We start from the raw sequence: 11,251 nt of genomic DNA on the forward strand, positions 1-11,251 counted from the left end.
CCCCCTCGCCCCCTGAGGGCTGACGGCCCCTTAGCCGCCGCCCCGCCCCCACAGCCCTGCGCCCACGCGACAGTGGCTTGACAGGGCCCACGCAACAGGGCCCACGCAACAGGGCCCACGCAACAGGGCCCACGCAACAGGGCCCGTATCCCTGGGGATACGGGCCCTGCTCTTCCTTGCGATCCTGACGGGACTTGAACCCGCGACCTCCACCTTGACAGGGTGGCGAGCTAACCAACTGCTCCACAGGACCTCGTTCGCAGCCGTACCGGCGTGGCTGCGAATCAGACTGTACAGCAGCTCAGGGGGTGCGGTCGAACCCATCCGCCGAGCCCGTCACGGGGCCGCAGCGTCCACCGCCTTCACGATCCGCTTGTCGGAGATCGGGTACGCCGTCCCGAGCGCGTGCGCGAAGTAGCTGACCCGGAGTTCCTCGATCATCCAGCGGATGTCGGTGACCGCGGCCGGCACCGGCCGGCCCTTCGGGAGCTGCTCCAGCAGCCAGGCGTACTCGTCCTGCATCTCGTGGACCTTCTCCATGCGCGTGGTGTCGCGCTGGGCGCCCGTCGGCATCTGCTGGAGCCGCCGGTCCACCGCCACGAGGTAGCGCATCAGGTCCGGCAGCCGGCGCAGGCCGGTCGACGTCACGAAGCCCGCCGGCACGAGGGCCGCCAGCTGCGTCCTGACGTCCTGCACGTTCGCCATCAGGGACAGGCTGTTCGTGGCCTTCAGGCGGCGCTCACAGGCCTGCCAGGCGGCCAGTACCTGCTGCACCTGGCTCACCGTCCGCACGGTCGTGTCCACCAGGTCGGCGCGTACCGCCTCGTAGAGCTTGCGGAAGCCCGCCTCGTCCCAGGCCGGTCCGCCGTGGTCGGCGATCAGCTTGTCGGTCGCCGCCGTCGCGCAGTCGTCGAAGAGCGCCTGGATGGAGCCGTGCGGGTTGCGGGACAGCGCCAGCTTCTGCTGGTTGGTGAGGTGGTCCGAGGCGAACTTCGCCGGGTTCACCGGGATGTTGAGGAGGATCAGCCTGCGGGTGCCCAGCCACATCGCCTGCTGCTGCTCGGCTTCCGTGTCGAAGAGGCGTACGGCCACGCTCGCCCCCTCGTCGACCAGGGCCGGGTACGCCTTCACGGGCTGGCCGGCCCGTCGGGCCTCGAAGACCTTGGTCAGCGTGCCGATCGTCCAGTCCGTCAGACCGCTGCGCTCCACCGATTCCCCGCCCGCCCGCTCGGCGGTGGCCGCGGCGGCCTTGGAGAGGGCCTGGCGGGCCTTCGGCTTGAGCCGCAGCCGCAGCGCCTCCAGGTCCTTGTCCTCGGCGACCTTCTTGCGGCGCTCGTCGACGATCCGGAAGGTGATCTTCAGGTGGTCCGGGATACGGGTGAGGTCGAAGTCGTCGGCGGAGACCGGCACCCCGACCATCCGCTGGAGCTCGCGCGCGAGCGTCACCGGCAGCGGCTCCTGAAGCGGCACGGCGGTGTCGAGGAAGCGCGTCGCGTAGTTCGGGGCGGGTACGTAGTGGCGGCGGATCGGCTTCGGGAGGGACCGGATCAGCTCGGTGACGACTTCCTCCCGCAGACCCGGGATCTGCCAGTCGAAGCCCTCGTCGGTGACCTGGTTCAGTACCTGGAGCGGGATGTGCACGGTCACGCCGTCCGCGTCCGCACCCGGCTCGAACTGGTACGTCACGCGGAACTTCAGCTGCCCCTGCCGCCAGGAGTCCGGATAGTCGGCCTTCGTGACCCCGGCCGCCTTCTCGGTGAGCAGCATCTCGCGCTCGAAGTCGAGGAGCTCGGGCTCCTCGCGCCGCTTGTGCTTCCACCACGAGTCGAAGTGCGCCCCGGACACCACGTGCTCGGGGATCCGCTGGTCGTAGAAGTCGAAGAGGGTCTCGTCGTCGACCACGATGTCGCGGCGCCGCGCCCGGTTCTCCAGCTCCTCGACCTCGGTGAGCAGCTTGCGGTTGTCGGCGTAGAACTTGTGGTGGGTCCGCCAGTCACCCTCGACCAGGGCGTTGCGGATGAACAGCTCGCGCGAGACCTCGGGGTCGATCCGGCCGTAGTTGACCTTCCGCTGGGCGACGATCGGCACGCCGTACAGCGTGACCTTCTCGTACGCCATCACCGCCGCCTGGTCCTTCTCCCAGTGCGGCTCGCTGTACGTGCGCTTGATCAGGTGCTGCGCGAGCGGCTCGACCCATTCGGGCTCCACCTTGGCGTTGACCCGGGCCCACAGCCGCGAGGTCTCCACCAGCTCCGCGGACATGAGGAACTTCGGCTGCTTCTTGAAGAGCGCCGAACCCGGGAACACCGCGAACTTGGCGCTGCGGGCACCCAGGTACTCGTTCTTGTCGGTGTCCTTCAGGCCGATGTGCGAGAGCAGGCCGGCCAACAGCGAGACGTGGACGTGCTGCTCGGGCGCATCGGCCTCGTTGACGTGGATGCCCATGCCCTTGGCGACCGTGCGCAGCTGCGAGTAGATGTCCTGCCACTCGCGGATCCGCAGGAAGTTCAGGTACTCCTGCTTGCACATCCGGCGGAAGGAGGACGAGCCCCGTTCCTTCTGCTGCTCGCGGACGTAGCGCCACATGTTCAGGAACGAGAGGAAGTCGCTCGTCTCGTCCTTGAAGCGGGCGTGGTACTGGTCGGCCTGGGTCTGCTTGTCCGAGGGTCGCTCGCGCGGATCCTGGATGGACAGGGCCGCCGCGATGACCATGACCTCGCGGACGCAGTTGTTCTTGTCGGCTTCGACGACCATGCGGGCCAGGCGCGGGTCCACGGGGAGCTGGGAGAGCTGGCGGCCCATCTGCGTGAGCCGCCTCGACGGATCCTTCTCGGTCGGATCCAGGGCCCCGAGCTCCTGGAGGAGCTGGATGCCGTCGCGGATGTTGCGGTGGTCCGGCGGGTCGATGAAGGGGAACTTCTCGATCTGGCCGAGGCCGGCCGCGGTCATCTGGAGGATGACGGAGGCCAGGTTCGTGCGCAGGATCTCGGCGTCCGTGAACTCGGGACGGCCGTTGAAGTCGTCCTCGGAGTAGAGCCGGATGCAGATGCCGTCGCTGGTACGGCCGCAGCGGCCCTTGCGCTGGTTGGCGCTGGCCTGCGAGATCCGCTCGATGGGCAGGCGCTGGACCTTGGTGCGGTGGCTGTAGCGGGAGATCCGGGCGGTGCCCGGGTCGATCACGTACTTGATGCCCGGGACGGTCAGCGAGGTCTCGGCGACGTTCGTGGCCAGGACGATCCGGCGTCCGGTGTGCTGCTGGAAGACGCGGTGCTGCTCGGCGTGCGAGAGGCGGGCGTAGAGCGGCAGCACCTCCGTGAAGCGCAGCTTCTTCTTGATGAGCGCGTCCGCCGTGTCGCGGATCTCGCGCTCACCGGAGAGGAAGACCAGGATGTCGCCCGGGCCCTCCGCCTGGAGCTCGTCCACGGCGTCGCAGATGGCGGTGATCTGGTCGCGGTCGCTGTCCTCGGAGTCCTCTTCGAGGAGGGGTCGGTAACGGACTTCCACCGGGTACGTCCGCCCGCTGACCTCGACGATCGGGGCCTCGCCGAAGTGGCGGGAGAAGCGCTCCGGGTCGATGGTCGCCGAGGTGATCACGACCTTGAGGTCGGGGCGCTTCGGGAGCAGCTGGGACAGGTAACCCAGGAGGAAGTCGATGTTGAGGGACCGCTCGTGGGCCTCGTCGATGATGATCGTGTCGTACGCGCGCAGCTCGCGGTCCGTCTGGATCTCGGCGAGCAGGATGCCGTCCGTCATCAGCTTCACGAAGGTCGCGTCCTGGTCCACCTGGTCGGTGAACCGGACCTTCCAGCCGACCGTCCGGCCGATCTCGGACTTCAGCTCCTCGGCGATCCGCTCCGCGACCGTGCGGGCGGCGATCCGACGGGGCTGGGTGTGCCCGATCATGCCCCGGACACCGCGGCCCAGCTCCATGCAGATCTTCGGGATCTGCGTGGTCTTGCCGGAACCGGTCTCACCGGCGACGATCACGACCTGGTGGTCGCGTATCGCCTCGGCGATCTCGTCCTTCTTCTGGCTGACGGGCAGGTTCTCGGGATACGTGACCTCCGGCATCCGCGAGGCGCGGCCGGCCAGTCGCGCGGCGGCCTTCTCGGCCTCCGCGGCGATCTCGTCGAGCACGGCCTGCTTGGCCTCGGGCTTGCGGATGCGGCGGGCGCCTTCGAGGCGGCGGCCGAGGCGGTGCGCGTCGCGGAGGGAGATCTCACCGAGAAGCGTCTGCAGGGCGGCGAAGGAAGTAGACATACCTGGTCGAGGATCTCACCTGGTCCCTCCGGGTGGCGAACGTATTTGTCGGGTGGACCCGTAACATTTCGGGACGAGTCAGCCAACCCCCTTCCGTGAGAGGCCCCACGTATGCCGAGCAGCACGCACCGCGGCCGGTCGATGGCCGCCGTGCAGCTGCCCCTGTTGGTGCCGCTCCTGGTGTGGTTGTTGCTCTGCATCGCCGCGGTCGCGGGCTTCGCCTCGGCGCACGCTTCGTCCGGGCCTGCCGGCCCGTCCCTGCGGGCGGCCTTCGCGGCGCAGGCCCCGCAGGGACCTGCCGACCTGGGCGGCCCGTTCCGCGGTGCCGGTGCCGGTGCCGGTGCCGGTGCCTCCGCCCGGCCGTCGGGGGCGGTGCAGGTGCTGCCCGCACCGGATGCAGGCACGACCGGCACGGCCCGCGCGGACCGTGTGACCGTCCGGGCAGGCCTGCCGGACGGCGGACCGTCGTGCGATCCGGGGCCGGCGGGGCCGGACAGGACCCCGAGCGCTCCCGCGCGAGCCGGCGGGCATGCGGAACAGGGGATACCGGCCGCGAGTCGGTCCGTGCTCTGCGGTGGCGGGGCGCCGTGCGCGATCCCCCGGGCGCTGCTCTGCGTACGGGGGCCCGACCGGGCGGCGCCGGGGCCGGTGGAGCTCTCGGTGATGCGGGTCTAGGAGGACCGGTCCACCGCCGGTCAGTTCTTCACCCGTAGCTCTGGAGTACCCGTATGTCTTCTTCCACCCGCAAGCCCTCCTCTTCCTCTTCCCGCCGCAAGCCGCTGCTGATCTCCGCCGGGGTCGCGCTCGCCGCCGTCGCCCTCGGGCTCGTGTCCTGGCAAGCCACCACCCCCGAGAAGGCCCCCGCCAGGACCTCTTCCTCGGCGTCCGCGCCCAAGGCCTCCGACGTCCATGCCGAGCTGGCCAAGCTCGCCCGGCGGGCGTCCGGCGACAAGCTCGCCGTCGGCCGGGTCGACGCCCCCGTGGTCCTGATCGAGTACTACGACTTCAAGTGCGGGTACTGCGGCAAGTTCGCCCGCGACACCGAACCCGAACTGGTGAAGAAGTACGTCGAGGACGGCACCCTGCGCATCGAGTGGCGCAACTTCCCGATCTTCGGAGCCGAGTCGGAGGCCGCCGCCAGGGCCGCCTGGGCCGCCGGGCAGCAGGACCGGTTCCCGCAGTTCCACGCCGCCGCGTACGCCGCGGGAGCCAAGGAGAAGGGCTTCGGGCAGGCGCGGCTGCTGGAGCTGGCCCGCGAGGCCGGGGTCCCGGACCTGGAGCGCTTCACGAAGGACATGGCCGGCGAGGAAGCGGCGGCAGCCCTCCGCAAGGACCAGGAGGAGGGCTACGGCATCGGGGTCAGCTCCACCCCGTCCTTCCTGGTGGGCGGGCAGCCCGTCGCCGGCGCCCAGTCGTTCGACGCCTTCGCCGCGGCGATCGCCCAGGCCAAGGCGCGGACCGCGAAGTGAGCGACATCGGCTACCTGGCCGCCCTGCTGGGCGGCCTCCTCGCGCTGCTCAGCCCGTGCAGCGCGCTGCTGCTGCCCGCGTTCTTCGCGTACTCGATCGACTCCGCCTCGCGGCTGCTGGCGCGGACCGGGATCTTCTACGCCGGCCTCGCGAGCACCCTCGTACCGCTGGGCACGGCCGGCTCGTACGCCGGACGGTTCTTCCACGGCAACCGCGACGAACTGGTGCTGGTCGGAGGCTGGCTGATCATCGCGCTCGGGCTCGCGCAGATCCTGGGCCTGGGCTTCGCCCCGAAGCGGATCTCGGAGCTGTCGGGGAGGATCCGGCCGACCACCGTCGTGTCGGTGTACGCGCTGGGCGCGGTGTACGGGCTGGCCGGATTCTGCGCCGGCCCGATCCTGGGCAGCGTCCTCACGGTGGCCGCGGTCAGCGGCAGCCCGCTGTACGGCGGCCTGCTGCTGGCGGTGTACGCCCTGGGCATGGCCGTACCGCTGTTCCTGCTGGCGCTGCTGTGGGAGCGGTTCGACCTGGGCCGGCGGCGCTGGCTGCGCGGCCGGGCCGTTCGGGTGGGCCGCTTCGAGCTGCACACCACCTCGCTGCTCTCCGGGTTGTTCTTCATCGCCCTGGGCGCGCTGTTCCTCGCGTACGACGGGGCGAGCGCGCTGCCGGGGCTACTGGACGTGGACGACTCGTACGCGGTGGAGCAGCGGGTCCGGGCGGTCGCGGACGGCGTACCGGACTGGGCGCTGCTCGGGCTCGTGGCGGCGGGGGCTGCGGCGGTCGGCCTCACGCAGTGGCGCCGCGCGGGGCGCGGGGCGGCGGAGACAGGGGAGACCGGGGAGACCACCGGGACCGCGGACGCCGCGGAGGGGAAGGGATAACGCAGAAGGCCCCGTCCGAGGACGGGGCCTTCTTGTGGTGGCTGGGGCCGGGGTCGAACCGGCGACCTATCGCTTTTCAGGCGATCGCTCGTACCAACTGAGCTACCCAGCCACGAGACCGTTTCCGGCCTCAGCGATCCTGACGGGACTTGAACCCGCGACCTCCACCTTGACAGGGTGGCGAGCTAACCAACTGCTCCACAGGACCTTGCAGTGTGCGAGACAAGTCTTGCACACAGTAATGCGTACCCCCAACGGGATTCGAACCCGTGCTACCGCCTTGAAAGGGCGGCGTCCTGGGCCACTAGACGATGAGGGCTAAAGGCCCGCCTGGGCGCTTTCCAGCGCGTCGGGGACGTGAGAAGCATATGGGATCCGGGGAGCTATCGCCAAAACGGTTTCTCCCGTACGAGGGGAGGCGCCCCCACCGGAGGGACAATGGCCGCGTGCTGGAGATGACGCGCGAGGAGTTCGAAGAGCTCGTCGCAGAGGCCCTGGACCGGATTCCACCGGAGCTGACGCGGCTGATGGACAACGTGGCGGTGTTCGTCGAGGACGAACCGCCGGCGGACGATCCCGAGCTGCTCGGACTGTACGAGGGGACCCCGCTCACGGACCGCGGCGAGTGGTACGCCGGCGTGCTGCCGGACCGGATCACCATCTACCGGAACCCCACGTTGCGGATGTGTGAGGACCGGGAGAGCGTGATCGCGGAGACGGAGGTCACGGTGGTCCACGAGATCGCCCACCACTTCGGGATCGACGACGACCGGCTGCACGCGCTGGGCTACGGATGAGCCCGCAGCCGGTCGAGGGCACCGCGGCGGTCGAGGGTGCCGAGGCGATCGATCCGGACGTCGACCTCCATGTGCCCGGGCAGTACGCCGAACGGCCTGGGCACGTGCTCGGCGTGATCGCGGCGGGCGGTGCGCTCGGCGCCTCGGCCCGGTACGGGGCGGCGCTGTTGTGGCCGGCCGGGCCGGGGGCGTTCCCGTGGGCGACCTTCTGGACCAACGTCGCCGGCTGCGCGCTGATCGGGGTGCTGATGGTGCTGATCAGCGAGGGCGGCCGGTCGGCGCCGCACCCGCTGGTCCGGCCGTTCGTCGGGGTCGGTGTGCTCGGCGGGTTCACCACCTTCTCCACGTACGCGGTGGAGTTCTCGCGACTGCTGGACGCGGGGGAGGCCGTGACGGCGCTGGCGTACGCCGGGCTCACGGTGGTGGCGGCGCTGCTCGCGGTGTGGGCGGCGGCCTCGGTGACCCGCCTCGTGGTGCGGAGGTGGGCGTGAGCTGGCTGCTGGTGGTGCTGGGCGCGGTCGTCGGTGCTCCGCTGCGCTACCTGACGGACCGTGCCGTGCAGGTGCGCCACGACTCGGTCTTCCCGTGGGGGACCTTCGTGGTGAACGCGTTCGCCTGCCTGGTGCTCGGGCTGCTCACGGGCGCGGTGCTGGCCGGTGCGGCGTCCACCCGCCTGAGCCTGCTGCTGGGGACCGGGCTGTGCGGGGCGCTGAGTACGTACTCGACGTTCTCGTACGAGACGCTGCGGCTGTACGAGCGGGGCTGGAGGTTCCTGGCGGCGGCGAACGTGGCGGCCTCGGTGCTGGTGGGGCTGGGCGCCGTGACGTTGGGGTCGCAGGTGGCCCGGCAGTTGCTCGCCTGAGGCCTTCCGGCGGGCGCGCGGGTCGGTCCGCCCGAGCGGACCCGGCGGGTGGGCGGGCGGATCGCGGACGGGCGGTGTCCCCAAGAGCGTGTCTCTTACGGGGCAAAGGGAGTTGGGCACATTGACCCGCTCACCGCGGACCCTGACCGCCCATCCGGAGGTGCCCCGTGCGCCAGATGTCCGCTTCCCTCCGACTGGCCGTCACCGCGCTCGCGGTCGCGGCCACGGCGGGCTGCATGAGTGTCGGCGAGGACGCCGCGAAGCCCGGGCCCTCTTCCCCGGCGAACCGCAAGGGCGTCACCGAGGCGGGCGGGAGTTCCGTTTCCGGCAAGGCGTCGGGGATCCACGGCAACGGTCACGGTGCCAACAAGGCCGGTGCGGCGGGCGAGGACGGAAGGCCCGCCGAGGACGGCAAGGCGTCCGGTGCCACCGGCGCCTCCCCCAGCCCGGGCGCGCCCGCCGCCCGGCCCGGAGCCCCCTCGCCGTCGGCCGGTCCGGGGGGCGGCGCAGGGGGCCAGGGTCCCCAGCAGCCCAGCTCGGGCGGATCCGGAAGCAGTGGCTCCGGTGGGACGCACGTCACCCCGCCCGTCCAGTCGCCGAGCCCGGAACCGCCCGTGACTTCCGCCACTCCGCCCACCCCGACACCCCCCACGCCGGTGCCCAGCGTCTCGTCCACCGTCTAGTCGCGGGACCGGACGCGGGACGTCGCCGGGGGCTGCCGGGGGCCCCGGACCGAGGGGATCGTCGCAGGTCAGGGCGGATCGAGCCGGAACGACTTGCCAGACCCGGGGGAGGGTGCGTATGGTTATAGATCGTTTGATCCCATTGCCCGGCGCCGAATCCGAAGAGCGCCGTGTGGCGCGTACTCTCCCTAGCCGTGGCTGACCGCATTGAGGCGGTCGATTTGCGATTCACGGAGTTTGGGCGCGTGCCGAGACTCCGGAAGGTTTCGCATTTCGCATGTCCATTTCCAGTTCTGACCGTGCCGTCATGCCCGAGAACGACTCGAACGAGATCGTCGACGCCGTCGAGGCCCTTGTGGTCACCGAGGCGATCGAGGCCGCTGAGGCGGACGAGATCATCGAGGCTCTTGAGGCCGACGTGACGACCGACCAGTCCTTCGACGCCGACGCCGACGAGGCCGACGCCGAGCCCACCATCACCTTCGGCGACCTCGGTCTGCCCGAGGGCGTCGTGCGCAAGCTCGCGCAGAACGGCGTCACCTCCCCCTTCCCGATCCAGGCCGCGACCATCCCGGACGCCCTGGCCGGCAAGGACATCCTCGGCCGTGGCCGTACCGGCTCCGGCAAGACCCTCTCCTTCGGTCTGCCCACCCTGGCCCGCCTGGCGGGTGGTCACACCGAGAAGAAGAAGCCCCGCGCGATCATCCTCACGCCGACGCGTGAGCTCGCGATGCAGGTCGCGGACGCCCTCCAGCCGTACGGCGACGTGCTCGGCCTGAAGATGAAGGTCGTCTGCGGCGGTACCTCCATGGGCAACCAGATCTACGCCCTGGAGCGCGGTGTTGACGTCCTCGTCGCCACCCCGGGCCGTCTGCGCGACATCATCAACCGTGGCGCCTGCTCCCTCGAGAACGTCGAGGTCGCCGTGCTCGACGAGGCCGACCAGATGGCCGACCTGGGCTTCCTGCCCGAGGTCACCGAGCTGCTCGACCAGATCCCCGGCGGCGGCCAGCGCATGCTCTTCTCCGCCACCATGGAGAACGAGATCGGCACCCTGGTCAAGCGCTACCTGTCCAACCCCGTCACGCACGAGGTCGACAGCGCGCAGGGCAATGTCACGACCATGACGCACCACGTCCTCGTCGTGAAGCCGAAGGACAAGGCGCCGGTCACGGCCGCCATCGCCGCCCGCAAGGGCCGCACCATCATCTTCGTCCGCACCCAGCTGGGCGCCGACCGCATCGCCGAGCAGCTCGTCGAGGCCGGCGTGAAGGCCGACGCACTGCACGGCGGCATGACGCAGGGTGCCCGCACCCGCGTCCTCGCGGACTTCAAGGACGGCTACGTCAACGCGCTCGTCGCCACCGACGTCGCCGCCCGCGGCATCCACGTCGACGGCATCGACCTGGTCCTGAACGTGGACCCGGCCGGCGACCACAAGGACTACCTGCACCGCTCGGGCCGTACCGCCCGCGCCGGCAAGTCGGGTGTCGTGGTCTCCCTCGCCCTGCCGCACCAGCGCCGCCAGATCTTCCGCCTGATGGAGGACGCGGGCGTCGACGCCTCGCGCCACATCGTCCAGGGCGCCGGCGCCTTCGACCCGGAGGTCGCCGAGATCACCGGTGCGCGTTCGCTGACCGAGGTCCAGGCCGACTCCGCGAACAACGCCGCCAAGCAGGCCGAGCGTGAGGTCGCCGACCTCACCAAGCAGCTGGAGCGCCTGACGCGCCGCGCCGCCGAGCTGCGCGAGGAGGCCGACCGCCTGGTCGCCCGCTCCGCGCGCGAGCGCGGCGAGGACCCGGAGGCCGCTGTCGCCGAGGTGGCCGAGGCCGCCGAGGCCGAGGTCGCGGCAGCCGTCGCGGCCACACCGGTCGCCGACGAGCGCCCCGCCTTCCAGTCCCGCGACGAGCGCGGCAACTACGAGCGCCGCGACAACCGTCGTGACGACCGTGGTGGCGACCGTGGCGGCTTCCGTCGCGACGACCGTCCGTCCGGTGGCTTCCGCCGTGACGACCGCCCCTCCGGTGGCTTCCGCTCCGGCGGCGACCGTCGTGACGACAACCGTGGTGGCGGTTTCCGTCGCGATGACCGTCCGTCGGGCGGGTTCAACCGTGACGACCGTGGTGGCGACCGTGGTGGTTTCCGTCGTGATGACCGTCCGTCCGGTGGTTTCCGTTCCGGCGGCAGCGACCGTCCGTCCGGTGGTTTCCGTCGCGATGACCGTCCGTCGGGCGGGTTCAACCGTGACGACCGTGGTGGCGACCGTGGTGGTTTCCGTCGTGATGACCGTCCGTCCGGT

At 70.8% G+C, this 11,251-nt stretch carries 9 protein-coding genes and 4 tRNA genes; 8 read left to right on the plus strand and 5 right to left on the minus strand.

Annotated features, from left to right (window positions below; genetic code table 11):
- Positions 1–179: 179 nt before the first annotated feature.
- Together ABZZ20_RS16635 and hrpA are read right to left on the minus strand one after the other, a co-directional pair.
- Positions 180–253: transfer RNA gene (locus ABZZ20_RS16635), tRNA-Asp, on the minus strand.
- Positions 254–336: 83 nt separating this feature from the next.
- A complete protein-coding gene (gene hrpA / locus ABZZ20_RS16640) occupies positions 337–4,260 on the minus strand; it encodes an ATP-dependent RNA helicase HrpA (RefSeq protein ID WP_356870116.1) in 3,924 nt (1,307 codons plus the stop codon).
- 111 nt (positions 4,261–4,371) lie between these two features.
- On the opposite strand from hrpA, the gene ABZZ20_RS16645 reads away from it, so the two are divergent.
- From ABZZ20_RS16645 to ABZZ20_RS16655, 3 genes are read left to right on the plus strand one after another with little or no spacing between them, the layout of a single operon-like run.
- Positions 4,372–4,935: a hypothetical protein gene (locus ABZZ20_RS16645; RefSeq protein WP_356870117.1), complete on the plus strand. Its 564-nt coding sequence runs from the start codon at positions 4,372–4,374 to the stop codon at positions 4,933–4,935.
- Positions 4,936–4,988: 53 nt separating this feature from the next.
- Entirely contained in the window at positions 4,989–5,729 is a 741-nt protein-coding gene (locus tag ABZZ20_RS16650; RefSeq protein WP_356870118.1) for a thioredoxin domain-containing protein, read from the plus strand.
- Positions 5,726–6,610: a cytochrome c biogenesis CcdA family protein gene (locus ABZZ20_RS16655; protein ID WP_356870119.1), complete on the plus strand. Its 885-nt coding sequence runs from the start codon at positions 5,726–5,728 to the stop codon at positions 6,608–6,610. The genes ABZZ20_RS16650 and ABZZ20_RS16655 overlap by 4 nt, the downstream gene beginning before the upstream one ends.
- A 35-nt stretch (positions 6,611–6,645) precedes the next feature.
- On the opposite strand, the gene ABZZ20_RS16660 is transcribed toward ABZZ20_RS16655, so the two are convergent.
- From ABZZ20_RS16660 to ABZZ20_RS16670, 3 genes are all read right to left on the minus strand, one after another.
- A tRNA-Phe gene (locus ABZZ20_RS16660) sits at positions 6,646–6,722 on the minus strand.
- A gap of 22 nt (positions 6,723–6,744) precedes the next feature.
- Positions 6,745–6,818 (minus strand) — tRNA-Asp (locus ABZZ20_RS16665).
- Between the two features lie 38 nt (positions 6,819–6,856).
- Positions 6,857–6,929: transfer RNA gene (locus tag ABZZ20_RS16670), tRNA-Glu, on the minus strand.
- Between the two features lie 127 nt (positions 6,930–7,056).
- Between ABZZ20_RS16670 and ABZZ20_RS16675 the strand changes: the two genes are divergently transcribed.
- From ABZZ20_RS16675 to ABZZ20_RS16695, 5 genes are all read left to right on the plus strand, one after another.
- Positions 7,057–7,407 (plus strand): metallopeptidase family protein, encoded by a 351-nt coding sequence (locus ABZZ20_RS16675; protein WP_266787084.1) that lies wholly within the window; start codon positions 7,057–7,059, stop codon positions 7,405–7,407.
- Positions 7,404–7,898 (plus strand): CrcB family protein, encoded by a 495-nt coding sequence (locus tag ABZZ20_RS16680; protein ID WP_356870120.1) that lies wholly within the window; start codon positions 7,404–7,406, stop codon positions 7,896–7,898. Before ABZZ20_RS16675 ends, ABZZ20_RS16680 begins: the two co-directional genes overlap by 4 nt.
- Positions 7,895–8,269: a fluoride efflux transporter CrcB gene (gene crcB / locus ABZZ20_RS16685; protein WP_356870121.1), complete on the plus strand. Its 375-nt coding sequence runs from the start codon at positions 7,895–7,897 to the stop codon at positions 8,267–8,269. The genes ABZZ20_RS16680 and crcB overlap by 4 nt, the downstream gene beginning before the upstream one ends.
- Before the next feature lie 176 nt (positions 8,270–8,445).
- Positions 8,446–8,952, plus strand: a complete 507-nt coding sequence (locus ABZZ20_RS16690; protein ID WP_356870122.1) for a hypothetical protein — start codon at positions 8,446–8,448, stop codon at positions 8,950–8,952.
- A 277-nt stretch (positions 8,953–9,229) separates the two neighbouring features.
- On the plus strand, positions 9,230–11,251 hold a 2,022-nt coding region (locus ABZZ20_RS16695), incomplete at its 3' end, for a DEAD/DEAH box helicase (RefSeq protein WP_356870123.1).

This window comes from Streptomyces sp. NPDC006430 (assembly GCF_040612395.1).
Classification (GTDB): domain Bacteria; phylum Actinomycetota; class Actinomycetes; order Streptomycetales; family Streptomycetaceae; genus Streptomyces.